General features: G+C 64.3%; 24 protein-coding genes. 15 read left to right on the top strand and 9 right to left on the bottom strand.

What is annotated here, in order from left to right:
• Positions 1-45: 45 nt before the first annotated feature.
• The 5 genes from WDS16_RS18575 (at position 46) to pyrE (ending at position 3,979) form a co-directional block, all read left to right on the top strand.
• Positions 46-915 (top strand): DUF5666 domain-containing protein, encoded by an 870-nt coding sequence (locus tag WDS16_RS18575; RefSeq protein WP_338886666.1) that lies wholly within the window; start codon positions 46-48, stop codon positions 913-915.
• A 64-nt stretch (positions 916-979) separates the two neighbouring features.
• Positions 980-1,876: a hypothetical protein gene (locus WDS16_RS18570; protein ID WP_338893530.1), complete on the top strand. Its 897-nt coding sequence runs from the start codon at positions 980-982 to the stop codon at positions 1,874-1,876.
• 58 nt (positions 1,877-1,934) lie between these two features.
• Positions 1,935-2,747: an SDR family oxidoreductase gene (locus WDS16_RS18565; RefSeq protein WP_338886665.1), complete on the top strand. Its 813-nt coding sequence runs from the start codon at positions 1,935-1,937 to the stop codon at positions 2,745-2,747.
• 65 nt (positions 2,748-2,812) lie between these two features.
• The gene (locus tag WDS16_RS18560; RefSeq protein ID WP_338886664.1) at positions 2,813-3,382 is read left to right on the top strand and encodes a LemA family protein; all 570 of its coding nucleotides are present in this window, start codon (positions 2,813-2,815) and stop codon (positions 3,380-3,382) included.
• Positions 3,383-3,439: 57 nt separating this feature from the next.
• Positions 3,440-3,979, top strand: a complete 540-nt coding sequence (gene pyrE / locus WDS16_RS18555) for an orotate phosphoribosyltransferase (protein WP_338886663.1) — start codon at positions 3,440-3,442, stop codon at positions 3,977-3,979.
• Positions 3,980-4,082: 103 nt separating this feature from the next.
• Here the strand turns inward: pyrE and WDS16_RS18550 are convergent, their stop codons facing one another.
• From WDS16_RS18550 to WDS16_RS18540, 3 genes are all read right to left on the bottom strand, one after another.
• On the bottom strand, positions 4,083-4,556 hold the full coding sequence (locus WDS16_RS18550; RefSeq protein WP_338886662.1) for a class F sortase: 474 nt from the start codon (positions 4,554-4,556) through the stop codon (positions 4,083-4,085).
• A 103-nt stretch (positions 4,557-4,659) separates the two neighbouring features.
• Positions 4,660-6,456, bottom strand: a complete 1,797-nt coding sequence (locus WDS16_RS18545) for a hypothetical protein (protein ID WP_338886661.1) — start codon at positions 6,454-6,456, stop codon at positions 4,660-4,662.
• Positions 6,457-6,798: 342 nt separating this feature from the next.
• Entirely contained in the window at positions 6,799-7,398 is a 600-nt protein-coding gene (locus WDS16_RS18540) for a hypothetical protein (protein ID WP_338886660.1), read from the bottom strand.
• 123 nt (positions 7,399-7,521) lie between these two features.
• On the opposite strand from WDS16_RS18540, the gene WDS16_RS18535 reads away from it, so the two are divergent.
• On the top strand, positions 7,522-8,193 hold the full coding sequence (locus WDS16_RS18535; RefSeq protein WP_338886659.1) for a lysoplasmalogenase: 672 nt from the start codon (positions 7,522-7,524) through the stop codon (positions 8,191-8,193).
• Here WDS16_RS18535 and WDS16_RS18530 read toward each other — a convergent pair.
• A complete protein-coding gene (locus WDS16_RS18530; protein WP_338886658.1) occupies positions 8,158-8,610 on the bottom strand; it encodes a hypothetical protein in 453 nt (150 codons plus the stop codon). The genes WDS16_RS18535 and WDS16_RS18530 overlap by 36 nt on opposite strands.
• An 88-nt stretch (positions 8,611-8,698) precedes the next feature.
• Here WDS16_RS18530 and WDS16_RS18525 point away from each other — a divergent pair, with 88 nt between their 5' ends.
• The 5 genes from WDS16_RS18525 to WDS16_RS18505 all read left to right on the top strand — a co-directional run bounded on the left by WDS16_RS18525 (position 8,699) and on the right by WDS16_RS18505 (position 12,841).
• Positions 8,699-9,487 (top strand): SDR family oxidoreductase, encoded by a 789-nt coding sequence (locus WDS16_RS18525; protein ID WP_338886657.1) that lies wholly within the window; start codon positions 8,699-8,701, stop codon positions 9,485-9,487.
• 83 nt (positions 9,488-9,570) lie between these two features.
• Entirely contained in the window at positions 9,571-10,188 is a 618-nt protein-coding gene (locus tag WDS16_RS18520) for a DUF6636 domain-containing protein (protein ID WP_338886656.1), read from the top strand.
• Complete coding sequence (locus WDS16_RS18515; RefSeq protein ID WP_338886655.1) at positions 10,185-10,862, top strand: RNA methyltransferase; 678 nt, start codon at positions 10,185-10,187, stop codon at positions 10,860-10,862. The genes WDS16_RS18520 and WDS16_RS18515 overlap by 4 nt, the downstream gene beginning before the upstream one ends.
• Before the next feature lie 43 nt (positions 10,863-10,905).
• Entirely contained in the window at positions 10,906-12,039 is a 1,134-nt protein-coding gene (locus WDS16_RS18510) for a glycoside hydrolase family 76 protein (protein ID WP_338886654.1), read from the top strand.
• A 28-nt stretch (positions 12,040-12,067) separates the two neighbouring features.
• Positions 12,068-12,841 carry a trans-aconitate 2-methyltransferase gene (locus WDS16_RS18505; protein WP_338886653.1) on the top strand — a complete coding sequence of 258 codons (774 nt, stop codon included), beginning with the start codon at positions 12,068-12,070 and terminating at the stop codon, positions 12,839-12,841.
• Position 12,842: 1 nt separating this feature from the next.
• Here WDS16_RS18505 and WDS16_RS18500 read toward each other — a convergent pair whose 3' ends face one another.
• Entirely contained in the window at positions 12,843-13,493 is a 651-nt protein-coding gene (locus WDS16_RS18500) for a DedA family protein (protein ID WP_338893529.1), read from the bottom strand.
• Between the two features lie 31 nt (positions 13,494-13,524).
• The gene (locus tag WDS16_RS18495; protein ID WP_338886652.1) at positions 13,525-14,253 is read right to left on the bottom strand and encodes a VTT domain-containing protein; all 729 of its coding nucleotides are present in this window, start codon (positions 14,251-14,253) and stop codon (positions 13,525-13,527) included.
• 194 nt (positions 14,254-14,447) lie between these two features.
• On the opposite strand from WDS16_RS18495, the gene fbaA reads away from it, so the two are divergent.
• Positions 14,448-15,488, top strand: a complete 1,041-nt coding sequence (gene fbaA, locus WDS16_RS18490) for a class II fructose-bisphosphate aldolase (protein WP_338886651.1) — start codon at positions 14,448-14,450, stop codon at positions 15,486-15,488.
• A gap of 87 nt (positions 15,489-15,575) precedes the next feature.
• Here fbaA and WDS16_RS18485 read toward each other — a convergent pair whose 3' ends face one another.
• Positions 15,576-16,592 carry a hypothetical protein gene (locus WDS16_RS18485; protein ID WP_338886650.1) on the bottom strand — a complete coding sequence of 339 codons (1,017 nt, stop codon included), beginning with the start codon at positions 16,590-16,592 and terminating at the stop codon, positions 15,576-15,578.
• Positions 16,593-16,682: 90 nt separating this feature from the next.
• Here WDS16_RS18485 and WDS16_RS18480 point away from each other — a divergent pair, with 90 nt between their 5' ends.
• The 3 genes from WDS16_RS18480 (at position 16,683) to WDS16_RS18470 (ending at position 19,301) form a co-directional block, all read left to right on the top strand.
• A complete protein-coding gene (locus WDS16_RS18480) occupies positions 16,683-17,099 on the top strand; it encodes a DUF3151 domain-containing protein (protein WP_068373479.1) in 417 nt (138 codons plus the stop codon).
• A gap of 94 nt (positions 17,100-17,193) precedes the next feature.
• The gene (locus WDS16_RS18475; protein WP_422395843.1) at positions 17,194-18,264 is read left to right on the top strand and encodes an FUSC family protein; all 1,071 of its coding nucleotides are present in this window, start codon (positions 17,194-17,196) and stop codon (positions 18,262-18,264) included.
• Positions 18,265-18,374: 110 nt separating this feature from the next.
• Positions 18,375-19,301 carry a cation diffusion facilitator family transporter gene (locus WDS16_RS18470; RefSeq protein ID WP_338886649.1) on the top strand — a complete coding sequence of 309 codons (927 nt, stop codon included), beginning with the start codon at positions 18,375-18,377 and terminating at the stop codon, positions 19,299-19,301.
• A gap of 30 nt (positions 19,302-19,331) precedes the next feature.
• On the opposite strand, the gene WDS16_RS18465 is transcribed toward WDS16_RS18470, so the two are convergent.
• Both WDS16_RS18465 and WDS16_RS18460 read right to left on the bottom strand, forming a co-directional pair.
• Entirely contained in the window at positions 19,332-19,598 is a 267-nt protein-coding gene (locus tag WDS16_RS18465) for a hypothetical protein (RefSeq protein WP_338886648.1), read from the bottom strand.
• Positions 19,595-20,047: a hypothetical protein gene (locus WDS16_RS18460; protein ID WP_338886647.1), complete on the bottom strand. Its 453-nt coding sequence runs from the start codon at positions 20,045-20,047 to the stop codon at positions 19,595-19,597. The genes WDS16_RS18465 and WDS16_RS18460 overlap by 4 nt, the downstream gene beginning before the upstream one ends.
• Between the last annotated feature and the right edge of the window lie 134 nt (positions 20,048-20,181).

Below are 20,181 nucleotides of genomic sequence, written 5' to 3'. Positions count from 1 at the left end.
GTTCGTCTACCGCGCGCCATGACTGTGGGGACGTACCCTCGATACATGACTTACCCGGAAGATCCGCGCGAACGGCCGTGGGACGACGGGACGGCGAACCCGCCGCCCGACCGTCCGGAAGCCGACCAGCCGACCGAGACGTGGCAGGCATACCCGGACTCCCAGCCGCTGCCGGATTCCGCGTCGTATCCGGATCAGCCGACCCAGCAGTATCCATCGGGCCAGCAGTACAGCCAGCCCCAGTACAACCAGCCCCAGCAGTACGGCCAGCCCCAGTACAACCAGCCGAACCCGACGCAGGCTATGCCGCCGTACGACCCGAACCAGCACTACGCGGCGAATCAGAACTATGCCAGTCAGAACTACGCAGGTCAGAGTTATGGGCAGCCGCCCATGTACACCGGCGAGACGGCGTACATCTCCGAGGATCCGGGGTCGGGCGGCAATTCCTCCAGAAAATGGCTGCTCGCGTCGGTGGCCCTTGTCGCGCTGGCCGTCGTCGTGCTGGCAGGCTTTCTCGTCCTGTCCAATCAGAAGTCGGAGCCGGCCACGGCGGCCGGACCCTCGTCGACTTCGCGGGCACCGCTACCGACGCTGCCGCCGAGTCAGCCCCCGTCCGTGTCACCTTCGGTTCCAGGGGGTTTGGTGCCGGGTGGAATCCCCGAGATTCTCGGTGAGTCCGGCGCCGCAATCGGAACCATCACCGCGATCGACGGCTCGACTCTGTCGATACAGGGCATCGACGGTGCACCGGTCACGGTTCTCGTCACCCCGCAGACCCAGGTGCTGTCGCTGTCGGGGTTCGATGTCTCGTCGCTGACAGTGGGTTCGCTCGTCGTGGTGAACGGTAGTCCGATGCAGGACGGCACGATCACCGCCGATGTCATCGTCGAAACGCCGGACCTCGGGGGATAGGCGCTTCCGGGTCGTTCCGCGGCCTTCGTCCGTCGACGCTATAAGCTGACGTCCGATGACGGCTATGTGGTTCGGACTTGCAGCGATCGCCCTCGTGGGCGCGGTCGCCCTTCTCTATATCGATCGTTCGCGTCGCGATCAGCTCGGACGCGTGCGTCAGATGTGGGCAAAGGCCCAGGGCTATTCCTACTCCGCCGACGACGAGGACATCGTCCATCGGTTCAAGCGTGCGGCGTTGGCCAAGCCTGAGCACACCACTGCACTCGATCTCGTACGTGGTGTTCGGCGTGGGGAGAAGTTCGTACTCTTCGACGTCGAGGAGCTCGCGACCATTGTCGCGGTACAGCGCCCGGTCGGGTCCGACGTGGACATCGATCTACGCCTCAAGTCGACACCTCCACCGCGAGATCCGGACATGGAGCTTCTCGGGGCGATCGGTCCGCGTGTCGTATTCGCAACCGATACCGATGTAGCCCGCCGGGTATGCGACCAGCGAATGGCTGCGTTCACCGAATCCGTTCCCGCGAAGATGTCGTTGATCTGGAGCGAGAACGACTGGACACTCGGTTCTTTGCCACTCGGGAGCACCGGTCGAGATTGGGACGCCGCGATCGACGCGGTGGCGCGGCTGTCGGGCATGCTGCACGTGCTTCCTCCAGTCGTTCGCGCGTCCGCCGGTTCGGCCAGGGTCGATGCACCGCAGCAGGGCCGTCGGTCGCAAACTCCTGCCGGACGCTCCGACATGGACGTAGCGCCGCGACGACGCGGTGGAAGCGTCACGGACGGTGGCCGACCTGCCGCAGGCCACGTGGACACCGGTCCCGGCCAAGCTCGTGATGCAGGAATTCGTCGCGACAATCCCCGGCCAGGCCCACGACCTGCGCCGCCGTCGCGGGGCGAGTCTCAGAATCGTCCGACGCCGATCACCCGCGATGCGGACCGGCGCCCGACCGACCACTGACCATTCTCGTCGCCGCGAGTCTGCAGAACTGAAGGCAAACGCCGTAGCCTTCAGTTCCATGACCGCCGAACCGATCGAACCTTCGTCCGCTGCCGCCATCCGTCCGGTTGCCCTTGTCACCGGTCCCACCTCGGGTCTCGGAGCGGGCTTTGCGACGCACCTGGCTGCACGTGGCTACGACCTGGTGCTCGTCGCCAGAAACGAACTCAAGTTGCGGGCGCTCGCCGACGACCTGCGGGTTCGGTTCGGCGCCGACTCGGAGATCATCGCCGCGGATCTGTCGACGCAGGCGGGCCGTGATGCGACCGCGGAGAGGCTGCATCGGGGCGTCGAGTTTCTCGTCAACAACGCTGGATTCGGGACGGCGGGTGAGTTCTGGACGGCTGAGCCAGAGCTCCTGCAATCCCAGCTCGATGTCAACGTCACCGCGGTGATGCAGTTGACGCGTGCCGCACTGCCGTCGATGGTCGCAGCTGCCAGAGGCACGGTCGTCAATGTTGCCAGCGTCGCGGGCATCTTGGCCGGACGAGGGTCGACCTATTCGGCGTCGAAGGCCTACGTCATCTCCTTCTCCGAGGGACTCTCCGGAGGGCTCGCAGGAACCGGTGTTCAGGTGCAGGCCTTGTGCCCCGGATTCGTCAAGACCGAGTTCCACCAGCGCGCGGGCATCGAGATGTCCTCGATTCCGAAGTTCATGTGGTTGAACGTCGAGCAGGTGGTGCGCGAATCGATGCGCGACCTAGGCAAAGGCAAAGTCATCAGCGTCCCTGGTGCCCAGTACAAAGTTCTGACCGCGGTCGGGACGAAAGTACCCAAGAGCGCAGTGCGCAAGCTGACCAATCTGGTCGGACGAGGGCGGGGACGAACTTAACGAGAATCTCCTCGCACGGGCGAGCCTCCGGGCGAGTTCTGTTTGGTCCCGTAAATTCAGACCTTGTGACTGTTTTTGTGATTGCGGCGATCCTCGTCCTTGCAGTTCTCGCGTACGCGGCGAGTGTCGAACGGCGTGTGCGTCGTTGCCGCTCGACCACGGTCGCGAGCAGAGAGCTCGTGACGGTCGAACTCGAGCGGCGTCATGGGCAGTTGGAACCGTTGATCGCGGCAATCGAGTCCTCGGATCTGGACCAGTCCCTTGTACGTCAACTCGTCGGCGCGCGTTCGTGGTCCAAGGCTGTGCGTGAGCGGGGACTCGGCCTCGCTGCCCAAGCCGCCGCCGAGAACGCACTGTCGGCGGCTGTGCACGCCGTACTGGCGGAGTCCGATATGCATCCGAGCCTCCGATCCAACTGGGCGTTCCAGGGACCCGCGGGAGACCTGGAAACGACCGAAAAGCGTATTGCGGGCGCAGTCCGGGTGTACAACGACAATGCGTACAAGCTTGCTCAGCTCCGCACGTCGTTCTCGACGAAGCCGATGGCGAAGGCGCTGAAGGTTTCCGCCCCCGAACCCTTCGTCGAACATGTCGCCCTCTTCGCCGACGGGCAGCCGGAGGATGTGCCCGCATAGTCCGACAACGAACGCGGTCGGTAGATTCATCCACGGAATCGACCGAAGGGAACCACAATGGCCGACAGTGCCCAGCGCGCCGAACTGGCCGAGCTGGTTCGGGAGCTCGCCGTCGTACACGGCAAGGTGACGTTGTCCTCCGGCAACGAAGCCGACTACTACGTCGATCTTCGACGCGCGACGCTCCATCATCGCGCGAGCGCGCTGATCGGCTCCTTGATGCGCGACCTCGTCGCCGACTGGGATTTCGACGCCGTCGGCGGGTTGACGATGGGAGCGGATCCTGTCGCACTGTCGATCGTGCACGCACCCGGTCGGCCGATCGACGGCTTCGTCGTGCGTAAAGCCGCGAAAGCGCACGGGATGCAGCGTCAGATCGAAGGTCCTGACGTCGTCGGGAAGCGAGTTCTTGTCGTGGAAGACACCACGACAACCGGTAACTCGCCGCTCACCGCAGTCAAGGCGCTCCGCGATGTCGGCGCGACGGTCGTCGGGGTGGCAACCGTCGTGGACCGAGCAACCGGCGCAGACGACGTCATCGCCGCCGAGGGGCTCGAGTACCGCTCGCTCCTCGGGCTGGCGGATCTAGGTCTGTAGGCGGCTCCGCCCCCAATGGTCACCTGGGGGCTCCGCCCCCAGTGGCACGGTTAAGTGTTCTGGAGTGCACTCAATCGCGCCACTGGGCCGGAGGCCAGCGGGCCTACTGCAACTGGGCGACGACGATGTAATTGTCGTCCGTGGGTTCCCCGTCACGAACGTCGCAGTTGGCGAGTATCAGTCGACCCGGCACCGATCGACGAAGTTCGTTGTCGCCCAACAGCGAACCCTTGGGTAGCGGTCCGACGGTCTCGACGGAGTACTGCAGAACCCCGGACGGTGTCGACAGCACGACCTGATCGCCGGGCTGCATCACGCTCAGCGCCTTGAAAGGTGCGTCGCGCGTCGAATAGTTGTGTCCCACAACCACGACGGTCTGCTGCGTTTCGGTTCCCGGCAAGCCACTCTCGGCCCACCAGGCCGGACGCTCGTCGACCGGGTTCAGAACCTGCCCGCTCTCACCGCCGCGGTAGAGCCCGTCAGGGTTTATCTCGTTGCTCATGTACGTCACCGAGTCGGCCGACCTCAGTTCGATCCAGCCGGGCTGCGCGGCGGTGACGGGAACCGGTGGAATCACCGAAATTCGTGACTCCGCCGGCGATCGATCCGCAGGTGCGCTATCGGGTTGCGTACTCGCACAACCCGATAGCAGCACCGTAACGCTCAGAGCGACTGCGAAACTACGAAGCCGCATCTGACGAGTTGCGACGACGGAGGTAGACGGTGCTGCCGACAGCAGCAACGCCGACGACTCCGACGCCGATCAGGATTGCGGGTAGATTGCTCGATCCGCTGTCGCTTTCTGCGCGTGCAGACGAATCGCCGAGTGCGAGGTCGACGGCAGGTAGTTCGCCCGCGGCGACGGTCACACCGTCTTCGTTGGTGGTGAAGTAGTCGACCACGGTGAAGGATCCGTCGTCGTTCGATACACCGACCAGTCGAACGCCCGTCTTGTCGACGACGACGGTGTTGGCGTCGACCTCGGTGACGTCGACACTCTCACGAACAGTGTTGCCCAGGTTGATCGTCCAGGTGAATTTCGGACCGCTCGCAGCGAGTTCGGCTGCCTCGGCCTTCAGGTCTGCCTCGGCCTTCGCTGCCGCGTCTGCCCCGGTCTTCGCCTCGGCTGCGGCAGCTTTCGCAGTCGCAGCATCTGCAGTTGCCTTGTCGGCCGCATCCTTCGCGTCCAGTGCAGCAGCAGCGAGCTCGTCCGCCTTGGTGGTTGCCGCTTCGGCGGCAGTCTCGGCGGCCGCGAGTGCCGCAGCTGCCTCGTCGGCCTTCGTCTGAAGATCTTCCGATGAATCTCCCGCGGTGGTGGCAGCGGACGCTGCTTCTTCAGCGGCCGTCGTCTTGGCTGCGGCATCGGCTGCCGCGGCATCAGCTGCTGCCCTTGCCTCTTCGGCTGCCTTGCCCGCTTCGATGGCAGCGTCGGTCGAGGTTGCAGCCGTTGCTTCCAGTTCCAAGGCCTTGGACTCGGCGGCGGCGGATATTGCTGCCGCACTTCGCGCTTCCACTGCCAGCGACAGTGCCTTCGCTGTGGCTGCTGCTGCCGCACGGACGGCGGTGTTGATCTTGGCGGCATTCAGAGTTTCGAAGGCCGCGGGCAAGGCGTCGAACGCTTCGCGCGCGGCGAGTGTCGCTGCATCGGAGTCGGCTTTGGCGGTAGCAGCAAGCTCGGCCTTTGCACTCGCATCGGCGCGAGCCTCGGCGGCGGCTTCGGCCGCTTCGGGAGTTCCGGCGGCGATGGCGTCGGCCTCCAGCTTTGCGGCGTTCGCCTCGGCAGCAGTCGCCTCCGCTGCCGCGGTGTCCGCTGCGGCCTTCGCATCCGCTGCGGTCTTGTCAGCTGCTGCAGCTTCCTCCTTGGCCTTAGTGGCAAGTCCTGACGCAGTAATGCTGTCGAGTTTGGCAGCTTCCGCGGCCTGGGTCGCCTTTGTTGCCTCGAGAGCGGCGGCCGCAGCGTCGACCTCTGCCTTGGCCGATGCTTCGGTCGTGTCGGCTGCGGCGGCGACTGCTGCGTCGTATCGAGTCTGCGCAGCCGCGGAAGCGTCGGTCGCTGCCTTCGTTGCCTGTTCTGCCGCAGCTAGAGCCGCCTTCTCGGCGTCGGAGAGCTGAGGAACGACGTCGACATTGAACGTGACGGATCCATCGGCGTTGACGACTACTCCGCCAGTGACCTGGGGCAGCGGGCGTTCAGCGGAGGGTGCAGGAGCAGCGGCGGTGTCACCCTCGGCAACTACCGCGTTGGGAACCACCAGGGGATCCGGTGTCTCCGCGGCGCTCTCGGAGGGAGAGCTCGGCGCCTCGGACTCGCCGGTCGAATCGTCGGCAGGGGGAGCTTCTTCTACGACGCTTTCCGGGGTGGGTGTCTCCTGGGCCAATGCCGTTCCTGGTCCTGCGACGGCGAACGACAGTGCAAGTGCAGCTCCGGCTGCAGCGAGGCGGGTCCGCCGTGATCGAGCAATCGACTTCTGCGACATGAATGTTCTAGCCCTTCGGTCGTGGTGGCTCGCGCCACCGACACGTCCGTCCCGATCCGGAAATGCTTTTAGTGAGGCACACGTACTTGTGCTTCAAGGACCGTAACCGACCGTTAGGTATTTGAACCTTTGCCGACAGTTTGGTTATAGAAGTGTTACTGATGGTGCTGCTGTGACATCAGTGGTTGTTGGGGCGGCCAGGTCTGGAGCGAAAGGCTATTTCGGTCACTCTGAGTGTGCGAACGACTCATTCGGTCACCTGGGGGCACCTGCATTCGGTCACCTGGGGGCACCTGCATTCGGTCACCTGGGGGCACCTGGGGGCGGGCGGACGCCTGGGGCTCAGCTCAGGCTGTTCCCGTCCATGAAGTTCTTGATCGCAAGGTCCCACTCGGATTCGCGCTGATTGTCGAGGTGGAAGCGATAGGCCGCATACAGGCCGTAGAGGAGAAGGTGCACCGTGAGCAAGCTCCCGATGCCGGTGAACAATGCCGCCGCGACGGCGTCGCCGTGCGTGAGTGGTTGCATCGACAGGATGCCGTTGTCGTTCACCCAGATGTCGGTCTCGGTGCCTGCCGGTGATCCGCTGACGGCTGAGATCTGGCCCTGGTGGTCGACGCCCGCATAGGTCCACGTCGCGTCGACGGTTGTTGTGGTCTGGACGCTGACGTCGGACTGCGCGAGCGTCGTGGGATTGGCATCCGCCGTCGTCGTGGCGGTGACGGAATGGCGGGAGTGCTGCTGCTCCGAGACCCGATCGGTCTGGACGGACAGGGTCGTCATCGCGAACCATGCAGAGAGTGGAAGCATGAGAATCATCAGGGTGACAACGATGCTCTTCGTCCGTGCCTGCACGCGATCGGATCTGCGAAGCAGAGGATTGTGACCGAGGTAGGGGTCGATACTGGACGCCTTGGCGTGGTCTGTGTGCTTCCGGCGCATTGTCGTCCCTACTTCCCGTGTCCTGTGTTTACCTTTCAACAGTGACAAGGTGCTGGGCTGCGAACAAGGAGAAGGGGCCAGCATCACATATTTGTTAGCTCGGCAAAATTACGGAGATGCCCGATGAAACGCTCGACGCTGTCCCGGCTCGCCTTCGCGGGGGTGACCTCGGCCACCGTGTTCGGGGCGGTCGCGGGCTCGGAGAAACTACAGCGAATCGCCAAGCCGTTGATGATTCCGGCGTTGGCTGCGCGCGGTGTTCGCCCCATGTCGACGCTCGGCATAGCGGTCGCGGCGGCCACCGTCGGCGATGTGCTGTTGATCGATCCGGACGACGACGCCCGCATTCTTCGAGGCGCTGCGGCGTTCGCAGTGATGCAAGGGTGCTACTGCTCGTTGCTGGCTGCGCGCGGTGCCAGGCCGACTCCTGCGAACGCCGGCCCGCGGCTCGCAGGGTGGGCAACCGCTGCCACGCTGCTGATGCAGAGGTCACCGGCGGTGGCCCCCGGGCTTGCAGGCTATGGATTGACCCTTGCGGCGATGTCGACCCTTGCCGCCGACCGAGCGGTTGCCCCGGGATCCGCTACTTTCGCGGGGGTGGTCGTGCCCGGCTCGGACCCTCGATCGCGGCTCGCGCTCGGCGGAATACTGTTCACCGTCTCGGACGCACTGATCGTGTTTCGGCGACTGTTTCTCGACAGGGAGTCGCATCGCCGAGTGGCCGAAGGCGCGATCCTTGCGACATATGCGGTTGCCCAACTATTCCTCGTCGAGGGGCTCTCGGGGGAGAAGTAGGACCCGGTGATGGTCCGAGGGATCTACCAAGATCGGCACGATCGCTCCGGCGTGGAACCGTTCTTTCTCTGCGGGTGGAATCGAGTAGACGATACGGCCCGCGAACGACGCCGATCCAGGGATCGTGAACTGCATCTGCAACTCACTGTGGGTGTCGTCGACCGGACGGACCTCTTCGACGGTGGCCCACCCTTCGACGCCGCTTCTCTCGAATCGCCGTTGCTCTGCCGTCCGCCTATTTGCGACCATCATGGCCAACCCCAGCGCGGTACCGAAGCCCGCGACCAGCGCCGCGAGTTGATAGGGGAGTGTGCCCGGTGGTGCGGCAACTCTGAACCATCCGATCCAGACAACGAGAACGACAAGATAGCCGGCAGTGACGACGGCCACTGCGCGCGCGGTTCGTTGGTGGTTCATCCGAAATCTCCTCGAGGCTTTTCCAGCCTAGCCCGAAATTGTGCACGTGGGGCTTACCGATAACCGCGGTAACGCCTATCATGTCGAAGTGTCCTCACCTACTGTGTTCATCACCGGCGCTGCCGCCGGGATCGGACGATCCACTGCCCTGAAATTTGCTCGTTCCGGTTACCTCGTCGGTGCGTACGACATCGACGAGACGGGGTTGGCCTCGTTGAACAAGGCGATAACCTCCACCGGCGGACGTGTAGTCACCGGAATCCTCGACGTCACCGACCCCAAGCAGTGGGAAGAGCGGCTGAAGGAGTTCGACGCCGAAGCGAACGGCCGTCTCGATGTCTTGATCAACAATGCGGGAATCCTCGTTGCCGGGCGCTTCGAAGAGATGCCCATCGAAGTCCACAAGCGCCAGATCGACATCAACTTCAACGGCGTCGTCTACGGGACTCTTGCTGCATTCCCGTACCTGAAGGCCACCCGAGGTGCGCAGGTCATCAATCTCTGTTCGGCATCGGCCATCTACGGTCAGCCCGAGTTGGTCACGTACGGAGCTACAAAGTTCGCGGTTCGGGGTGTCACCGAAGCGCTCGATCTAGAGTGGGCCGAGTACGACATCTCGGTGAAGGCGATGTGGCCACTGTTCGTCCAGACTGCGATGACGCAGGGCGTCTCGACCGGCACCACCAATTCGCTCGGCATCAAGCTGACCGCCGAAGACGTCTCTCAGGCGATCTTCGACGCCACCAGGCCCTCGAAGCGGCTTTATCACAAGGTGCACTTCCCGGTCGGGATCCAGTCCAAGGCACTCTCGCTGGGCTCGCGATTTTCGCCGGCCTGGCTTACTCGCGAGGTCAACAGGCGGCTCAGTCACAAGTAACCGCCTGCCGACGGCACGGTTCCTGCTACGCCGGTAGGGTCGCTCAGCAGTACGGGTGAGCGAAAGTGGGGTCGGGTTCTTCGATGGCGAATATGCGCGTGAACAAGCTTGTGGCAGTGGCGGCGTCGGTGGCGATCGCGGCAGTTCTGTCCGGGTGCGGCAGCGAGTCGGGTGCAGAATCCGCTGCCGCACCCGCTGTCACGACGACAACGGTTGCTCCGACCACCACTACGGAACTTCCCGCGCCCGTCACGACGACGACAGAGGCCGCTCCTCCTCCGCCGCCGCCCGTGGAACCCGAACCGATCCCGACGCCGCAGACCACATACGCAGCGCTGGACGGGGCCTATTATTTCTCTTCGCCCGACGGGTTGTTCCAATGCGGCATCGTCACCCTCGCCAGCAGGACCGAGGCAGGATGCCAAGGAACGACGGCGCCAGTGCCGCCGAGGCCCGAGGACTGCATGATCAGCTGGGGCAACGGGATTCGAGTCACCAATGCGGGCGAGGCCGAGTTCATGTGTTCCGGTGGCGCTGTATACACCTCGGGCGGCGAGAGCATAGATCCCCCGCTCGCGGTGGGTCAGTCGATCGAGGCCGACGGATACTCGTGCCTGTCCGCGTCGAACGGTATCTCGTGCACCAACGACGAGACTGGGCACGGCTTTCGCATTGCTCCTGACAGCAACGAAATCTATTGAGCAGCAACGATACCGAAGACGGCGCCGGTCCCACTGAGTGGGGCGAGCATCCGCGCGGCGTCGGGCCCTGGGAGCAGGAACACGACGAACCAAGGCCAGTGGGGTTGGAGTTCGACACCGAACTTCTCGACGAGGGCGATCGCCGCAACGTCGTCGACGCCTACCGCTACTGGACGCGGGAAGCGATAGTCGCCGATATCGACACCCGGCGTCATCCACTCCACGTTGCCATCGAGAATTTCGGCAACGATGCCAACATCGGGACTGTGGTGCGCACCGCCAATGCATTTGCTGCACAGGCAGTTCACATCGTGGGGCGCCGACGCTGGAACAGGCGAGGTGCGATGGTCACCGACCGCTATCAGCACATCCACCACCACGAGACGGTCGCAGATCTGCTCGTGTACGCCCGTGCCGAGGGGCTGACCGTCGTGGCCGTCGACAATACGCCGGGATCGGTGCCGATCGAGACTGCAGATCTACCGCGCGAGTGTCTGCTGTTGTTCGGGCAGGAGGGCCCAGGGGTGACTGCCGACGCACGGGCAGGCGCGTCGATGACGGTGTCCATTGCCCAGTTCGGTTCTACCCGAAGCATCAACGCCGGCGTCGCCGCCGGGATCGCGATGCACTCGTGGATCAGGCGTCATGCTGACCTGTCACAGGCTTGGCCCTGACTGTTTGTGTCGGTTCCAGTGGCAGATGGCAGGATCTTCGGTTATGCAGGAGCTATGGGCGCAGCGGGCAGACGCGGCGGAGGGGGCGGTTCTGGCGCGGCACGTGCGACGGCTGTGGGGTCTGCCGGGCACGGCGCTCGGCGTCGTCGCATGGCCACCTGTGCGGCGCGAGCGTCTGTTCCTCAAATGGCACTACTGGTGGCAGGCGCATCTGCTCGATTGCGCCGTCGATGCGGCCAGTCGTGAGCCTACGTCCAAGCGTCGCCGACGACTGGCGAAAATAGCTCGTGCGCACCGCATCCGAAACATCACTGGATGGACCAACAACTACTACGACGACATGGCGTGGCTCGGTCTGGCGCTCGAACGCGCTCAGCGGTTGCACTCGGTCGGTAACCGGACCGGTATCCAGAAGGTCGAGATGGAATTGTTCGACGCCTGGTCTCCGCGGGCGGGTGGCGGAATTCCGTGGCGCAAAGGTGACGACTTCTTCAATGCGCCGGCGAACGGGCCCGCATCGATCCTTCTCGCGAGGACAGGACGACTGTGGCGCGCGCAGGCGATGGCCGACTGGATGGATACCAAGCTGAAGGATCAGGAGAGCGGCCTGATTCTCGATGGCATCCGACCAGGCGGACCGGCCAGGGACCAGGGTGTGCTCGATCGGGCCGTGTACAGCTACTGCCAGGGTGTCGTGCTCGGCATCGAGACCGAGCTCGCAGTCCGGCTGGGCGACGCTCGGCATCGTGAACGTGTGCACGCACTGGTTGCGGCCGTCGAAACTCGGCTGTGTCGCGACCTTGTCATCGGCGGTGGCGGTGGTGGTGACGGTGGGCTGTTCAACGGCATTCTCGCCCGCTATCTCGCGTTCGTTGCGACCGACCTGCCCGGTGATACCGACGAGGATCAGGCGTCGCGCGCGCTGGCGGCCTCGATCGTGCTCGCCTCCGCGGACGCGGCTTGGGAGAACCGACTCGAGGTGGAGGACCACCCGTTGTTCGGTGCGGCGTGGGAGAAGCAGGCGCGCTTGCCTGGACCGGGCTTGTCCGTAGCGACCTTCAGCGGCGGAACGGTTCGATCCTCGCCTGTTCCCGAACGCGACTTCGCCGTCCAACTGAGCGGGTGGATGCTGATGGAGGCTGCGTTCACGGTGTCGGCAGCGGGCTTCCTCAGCTAGCGCAATTGGTTAGTTAAGGTATTGGATTGTGGCAACCTCGTGGAATCCAGCCGTGTACCAGCGCTACGCAGACGAGAGGACGCGGCCGTACTTCGAGCTCCTCGGCCGCGTACGGCACGAGTCGCCGAGGCAAGTCGTCGATCTCGGATGCGGCACTGGGGTGCAGACGGCGACACTGGCGGAGCGATGGCCGGAGGCGAACATAGTCGGGATCGATTCCTCACCCGACATGGTCGCCAAGCAGCCGAGTCGACTCCCGGCGAACGTCACGGTAGTCGAGGGTGACATCGCTGCGTTCGACGCGTCCGGCATCGATCTTGTGGTTGCCAACGCTGCCCTGCAGTGGGTACCGCAGCACCGAGAACTGATCCGCGCTTGGGCGTCGCAGTTGAATGCCGGTGGCAGCCTCGCGTGGCAGGTCCCCGGGAATTTCGACGCCCCGTCGCACGTCCTCATGCGCGGCCTCGCCGAATCCGCGGCCTGGTCGCCTCTCCTGCGTGGAGTTCTTCGCAGTGGGGATAGCACCGATCGGGCCGAGGAGTATGCGTCGGCGCTACTCGCCACGGGCATGGCCGTCGACGCCTGGGAGACGACGTACGTGCATGTGCTTCAGGGTGAGGACCCCGTGCTCGAATGGGTACGTGGGACCGGACTTCGGCCGGTGCTGGATGCCCTCGATGACGAGCAGCGGCAACGATTCGAGCAGCAGTACGCTCAACTGCTTCGTGATGCGTACCCGTCGACACCCGCGGGGACGCTGTTTCCGTTCCGGCGAATCTTCGTCGTCGGGCACAAGAGCTGACCTACTCGAGTACTTCTTCGACCTCGATGGTTTCGGCGGGTTTGGCCATCTCTTTTCGATATTGCCAGATGCCGAGGCCGGTGCCGGTGACAAGGAGAACGACCATCGAGATCAGGACTGCGGGCAATAGCCATGGCACCATCTCGAGAAAGCTCCCGAAGTAGAAGCCCAGAAGCAGGAGAACCGGTGCCCAGATGATTGCGCCGAGCGTGCTGGCGATGGTGTACCGACGGTGATTCATCTTCGCAGCGCCTGCAACCATCGGGCACAGTGTGCGGACCCAGGGAATCCATCGGGCCACCAGGACTGCCCAGAATCCGTGCTTTTCGAGCAGCAGGTTGACCTTGTGCAAGTTCTTGGTGTTGAGGTACTTGCCGTTCTTGCGCGCGACGAGCGTCGAGCCGGTTCGGTGTCCGATGACGTAGCCGACCTGGTTGCCCGCGATCGCCGCGATCATCGCGCCGGCCGACAGAGCCCACACGTGGGCTGTGCCCGACGCGTGCGTCGCCATGACGATGCCCGCGGTGATGAGCATCGAATCGCCAGGAAGGAACAGGCCGATGATGACGGCGCATTCGATGAACACGAACGTCACCACCACGATCCACACCACTAGTGGACCGGCGGTTGCGAGGGGGCCGAACTGGCCCATCGACTCAATCACGATTGCAGAGTTCCGCGGTCTAGGAGTGGGGATCCTGCTGCGCGTCGATGGCGTCCGTCGCTTCCGCCAGCGGCGTCTTGCGTGCCTTGAGCATGCGCTTGCCGACCTCGATGACGATCGGCAGCACCGAGACGAGGACGATCAGGATGAAGATGATGTCGACGTTGTCTCGGATGAACTGGATCTGACCGAGCAGGTAGCCGAGCATGGTCACGCCAGCACCCCAGATGACGCCGCCGACGACGTTGTAGGTGAGGAAGATCGAGTACTTCATCCTCGATGCGCCGGCGACGACGGGCGCGAACGTGCGCACGATCGGTACGAATCGAGCCAGGATGATCGTGATCGGGCCGTGCTTTTCGAAGAATGCGTGTGACTCGTCGATGTACTTCTTCTTGAAGAACTTCGAATCGTTCGACTTGAACAGAGCCGCGCCGCCCTTGGTGCCGATGAAGTATCCGACCTGATCGCCGAGGATGGCGGCGATCGGAATGAGGATGATCAGCACCCAGATGGACGCGAACGGGGGAATCTCGTCGGACTTCGATGCCGCGATCAAGCCGGCGGTGAAGAGCAGTGAGTCACCAGGTAGCAGCGGGAACAGCAGCCCGGATTCGATGAAGACGACGAGCAGCAACCCGACCAGCACCCAGGTGCCGAACGAGTTGAGCAGATTCACCGGATCGAGAAATCCGGGCAGAAGTGCCAGGTTTGTCGTCACGGATTCCGAGGCAGCAAGAAGACTCACGGCGCCCACCCTACCGGCCGAAGCTGGGACAACCGTAAGCAACAGCTGGTGAACTGCCGCGAGAGCGGTGTCCGATTCGTCACGTTCGGGAGTGGTGGTGCCGAGGGGGATGTGGGTGGGTACCGCGACACGCGGCGCTTGGACTTGCCATACTGCACTGGACAATCAATCTCTTCACATGGAGGAATGACGCCGTGCCGATAGCAACTCCCGAGGTCTACGCCGAGATGCTCGGCCGGGCCAAGGAACACCAATTCGCATTTCCGGCAATCAACTGCGTGGGTTCCGAGTCCATCAACGCCGCGATCAAGGGCTTCGCCGACGCGGGTAGCGACGGCATCATCCAGTTCTCGACCGGTGGCGCCGAGTTCGGCTCCGGCCTGGGTATCAAGGACATGGTCACCGGCGCTGTGGCGCTGGCCGAATTCGCGCACGTGATCGCTGCGAAGTACGACGTCACCATCGCGCTGCACACCGACCACTGCCCCAAGGACAAGTTGGATACGTATGTCCGCCCGTTGCTCGCCATTTCGCAGGAGCGCGTCGACGCAGGCCGTAACCCGCTGTTCCAGTCGCATATGTGGGACGGATCCGCGGTCCCGATCGACGAAAACCTCGAGATTGCGAAGGACCTGCTCGCCAAGGCTGCGGCTGCTCGCATCATCCTCGAAATCGAGATCGGCGTCGTCGGCGGCGAAGAGGACGGTGTCGAGGCCGAGATCAACGACAAGCTCTACACCTCCGAAGAGGACTTCTTGAAGACCGTCGAGGCTCTGGGCGCGGGCGATGCAGGATCCCGCTACCTCCTCGCTGCGACGTTCGGCAACGTGCACGGCGTCTACAAGCCCGGCAACGTGAAGCTGAAGCCGTCTGTGCTTGCCGATGGGCAGCGCGTGGCTTCGGAGAAGCTCGGACTTGCGTCCGGCTCGAAGCCGTTCGACTTCGTCTTCCACGGCGGATCGGGTTCGGCGAAGAGCGAGATCGAAGAGGCTCTGAACTACGGCACTGTGAAGATGAATGTCGACACCGACACGCAGTACGCGTTCAGTCGTCCGATTGCCGGTCATTTCTTCAGCAACTACGACGGTGTGCTGAAGATCGACGGCGAGGTCGGCAACAAGAAGGCCTACGACCCGCGTAGCTACCTCAAGAAGGCCGAGGCCGGTATGACGGCGCGCGTCATCGAGGCGTGCAACGACCTGAAGTCGGCAGGGCGCAGCGTTTCTGCTGGATAGCGCGTCCCGCGCAGTGGCACGGTTAAGTGTGTGATGGTGCACTTGATCGCGCCACTGCGGCGGAGCCGCACCGCTATTTCGGCTTCGTTACTCCGGATTGCAGACTTTCCAGTCCTCGCCTTCGAGCCGCAGATCGAACGTTCGCGGTGAGCGCTCGTTCGGATTCGCGGCGGTGTACGCGAGGACCTGCACGATTGCGGTGTCGCCAGTGATCTGTACGGCGTCGATACCGTCGACGACGGGGATGTTCCCTTGCTCGGCCGCTATCCGGTGCACCTCGGCGAACTCGGCGTCCGGGATATCGCGGTAGTACACGGCCAGGTCTCCACACGACGAAGCCCGGAGCGTCGCCAGATCCCCCGACGACAACGCCTCTGTGAACGACGTCACCTGCGTTCGGATTTGTGCGTCCGGGGAGTCTTCGGCGCGATCCCCGGACAGATAGAGGTATCCCGCGACGCCGACGGCTGCGAACAGCAACACTGCTGCTGCGAGCGCCGCGATCCACCGGCGTCCGCCTTTGCTGCGCGGCTTCGCCTGCTCGGGCGTCGGGCCGACTCGGAGCGGTTTCGCTTGCTGTGCGGAACCGCGGGACCGAGCGATCGCACCGCGTGCCTCGGCTCGGGCGTTCGGGTCCTCACCACGTGCTGGAATGCGACGCGGCCCGACCGGCGGCTTCGCGACCGCACGGGGTTGGCTGCGTACCACCTTCGGTAGCGCGGTGGTCTCGGCCTCGGTGGTGTCGGCCGCTGGGGAATCCGGTGTCGCAGGGTCGGTCTGTGCGCTGCTGGACTTCGTGATGTCGATGGCCTGCGTGGGCGCGGCGTCGACTACCGCCGCATCCTCTTTCGGCACGTCAGCTGCCGAGTCCTCTGCCGGAACCGATGTGGACGGAGCAGGTTCCGATCCTGCAGGATCGGGCTTCTCCGAGCTAGGTTGTGCCGCCGATCGAGGCGTGCTCTTCGGCTTGTCGCCCGACACCGACTTGGCTGGGGGAGTGGCGGCAGGCTCGGCAGGGCCGCCCTGCTTCGGGATTGCCTCGGTGGCAGGCTCGTCTGCCCGTGGTTTCGACTCGTCCTTCTCCGACACCTTGCCTACTCCCAACTGACCGAGACTGCGCGAAACAACGAGCCTAATGCGCCAGGGTGGGTGGCCGGCCGCAACCTGTGCGGGTGTCGGGGCACAATGGTCGTCATGACTTCTTTCGGTGACTTGCTCGGACCACAGCCAACGCTGCTTCCCGGCGACGACGAGGCAGAGTCCGCACTGCTGAACCACGCGGATCCGGCGAAGGTGGCGGCCGACAATCCGACGGCGTCCATCGCGTGGGCTTACCTGGCCGAGGCCGCTCTGGAGAGTGGGCAGACCATCACCGCGTACGCCTATGCTCGTACCGGATATCATCGCGGGCTCGATCAGCTTCGCCGCAACGGATGGAAGGGATTCGGGCCGGTCCCGTACAGCCATGAGCCCAACCGAGGATTCCTCCGATGCGTCGCCGTTCTCGCGAAAGCTGCGCGCGATATCGGGGAGAACGACGAGTACGCCCGTTGCCTCGACCTCCTCGAAGACAGCGACCCCAAGGCTGCGGAAGCTCTCGGCCTCGGCTGACACGCAGGCTTCCGACGCTCGCAGGCTCGAACGGCTCCGCCCGTCATCTCGGCGCGGCAAGGCTCGCATTCGGGCGGGGCGCGCACGTCTGCGGCTGTCGATTCTTCCGGTCGTGCAATGCGCACTGGCCGCGGGTCTCGCATGGTTCGTGGCGACCGACATCGTCGGCCACTCGCAGCCCTTCTTCGCCCCGATTGCGGCGGTGGTATCACTCGGAGTTTCCCTGGGTGCACGCATGCGACGGTCCGCCGAATTGGTCGTCGGGGTCACCGTCGGAATCGGTGTCGGCGATCTGATCATCTCCGCGATCGGCAGCGGCCCGTGGCAGATTGCGCTCGTGGTTGCCCTCGCAATGTCGACCGCGGTGTTCCTCGACGGCGGCCCCATCATCGCGATGCAGGCAGGCTCGTCGGCGGTGCTCGTTGCGACACTTATTCCTCCCGGTAATTCGGGCGGCGTCGACCGCATGGTCGACGCCTTGACCGGCGGTCTGGTCGGGATCGCCATTGTCGCCCTCATTCCGACGCACCCGGTCTGGCGGGCGCGCAAGGACGCTGCGAAAGTCCTCGGTATTGCGTCCGAAGTTCTGCAGAAGGTCGCTGACGGCTTGGTCGCGAACGATCCGAAGCCGATCGAGGAGGCGTTGCGGAAGGCGCGTGCGACGCAGTCCGACATCGATACGCTGAGGACGGACCTCAAAGGTGGTCGAGAGATCGCGCGGCTGTCCCCGCTGTTCTGGGGCCATCGAAACCGGCTGGCGGGGTTGGCAAAGACCGCCGATCCCATCGACAACGCGATCCGAAATATTCGAGTTCTGGCTCGCCGGTCGCTGACGCTGGTCCGCGACGACGAGATACTCGATCCGCGGGTGGTGGACGAGGTCGAGAAGCTGGCTCAGGCGACCGACGTGCTGCGGAGGATGGTTCTCGCGGATCCAGGCCAGCAGCCCGATGCAGCGGAGGCGGCCAGAGCGTTGCGGGCCGTCGCAGCAGGAGCCAAGCCGGAGCTGATCTCGAACGCCGGCCTGTCCGCGACGGTCGTGGTGGCGCAGTTGCGCTCGATCATCGTCGACTTGCTTCAGGTCGCCGGTTTGAAGCGAATTTCCGCCCTTGCGACGCTACCGCCGACGGTGCAGAAGCCGGATGTGACGCCGGATTTGTTCTGACGTGCCGTGACGGCAGGTCGAAGACATCCACGCGATTGCACATATGCATATGTACGCATATGGTGATTCCTGGATCGACAGAGCAACACGACGGACACCGAAGGGGAATCATGGGCGCGGGGCACGGGCACAGTCACGGAATGGGAGGCGCTGGCGAGACTGCAGCGCCGTCGACCAAACGCATCCGCAACATGGTGATCGCGCTCGGCATTCTCGTCGTGTTCCTCGTTCTCGAAGCGACGGTGGCGCTGATCATCAATTCGCTCGGACTGCTCGCCGACGCCGGACATATGCTCACCGATGTCCTCGGAATGTCGATGGGTCTCGTCGCGCTGTTGCTTGCTCGCAAGGGAAGTGCCGTTGCCGCCAGGACTTTCGGTTGGCATCGCGCCGAGGTTCTGACGGCCATCGCCAACGCGGTACTTCTTCTCGGGGTCGCCGCGTTCATCATGTACGAGGCAATCGACCGAATCGGTGACGCTCCGGAAATCCCAGGTCTTCCACTGATTCTTACCGCCGCGGCGGGCCTGCTGGCCAATCTCGTTGTCATGGTGCTCATTCGGGGCGACGCCAAGGAGAGCATTGCAGTTCGAGGCGCGTACATGGAGGTCCTCGCCGACGCCGTGGGTAGCGTCGGCGTTCTCGTGGCCGGGTTCGTCATGCTCGTGTTCGGGTGGACGTGGGCGGACATCGTCGTCGGTGTTCTGATCTCGCTGTGGGTCATCCCGCGGGCGATCAAGCTCGCCGGCTCCGCGCTACGGATACTGACGCAGGCGAGCCCTGGTCATGTCGACGTCGAAGCGGTCGAAGCGGACCTCGAGGCGCTGCCCGGTGTCGTCGGGGTGCACGACCTGCATGTCTGGACTCTCACTACCGGGATGGACGTTGCGACTGTGCATCTCGAATGCGACGGGTCCAGCTCGGTCCTACTGGAGCGGGCCAAGACGGTCCTGTCGACGTACGGTCTCGACCACGCCACCGTTCAGGTCGAACCGAGCGCCCATGGCGCAGCCTGCAAGGACGAGCTCACCTGGTGAGTTTCTGGCGTTGGGGACGGTCGTGAAGGGTCACTCGCCCGCCGCTTCCCGCCGCACCCGGAGCATGGTCAACGGGCCGCTCAGCAGCGGGAGTATCGCGTAGACCCGTGTCCTCGACGTGAGGCCGCGACCCAGAAGTGCCGCGAGCGCCACGCTCAGATACAGCGCCCCGTGTACCGGCCCGAGAGCGCTCGCGACCGCCTCGTCGTGCACTGTCAGTAGGTTGGCCGCGAGGGCGACGACGCTGATCAACTCGAGCGCGGACAGCACGCCCAGCGTCCGGAGCAGTGGCCTCACGAGTAGTCCGACGCGGGCCGCACGATCATCAGCACCACCACCGCGACCCACAGCAGGTTGAAGATCCCAGCCAGCATGCCGAGCCGGCGCAACTGGGTGCCGTCGTCAGGGGCGTCGAGCGCCTCACGTTGTCGCGGGACGATTTGGGTAGCCAGCAAGACACCGGCGACAGCCGTCAGCACCATCGCCACGACGACCCATATCTCGGTCGAGCGTCCCTGCACAGCGGCCAGGACGAGTCCCACTGCCGGGACGACGATCGCGACTATGCCGTAGCCCCTCGAGACGCGGTGCAGCATGGCCGCGGTGTCGGCGCTGCGGACGTCGCTCCCGGGCGCCGACGGGACCGACAACGGCGCATACCGGGGGAAGAGGCTGGCAGTGACCGCTACAGGACCGACGAAGAGGATGCCGGCGACCACGTGCACCGACAGCAAGAAAGCTTCCATACCTTCAGTTTAACTGAAGGTCAGAGGTTGCCCGTGACGATGTCCGCGAGTGGCTGCCGCTGAGGTGTAGCGCCTCGCTGCAACGACGCGAAGGAGACTGTGTAAGAACGGGAGTCGCGAACCCAGCTACGCTG

Origin of the sequence: Rhodococcus sovatensis (assembly GCF_037327425.1) — a bacterium.
Classification (GTDB): Bacteria; Actinomycetota; Actinomycetes; order Mycobacteriales; family Mycobacteriaceae; genus Rhodococcoides; species Rhodococcoides sovatense.
This window is presented reverse-complemented; position numbering and strand designations above follow the sequence as displayed.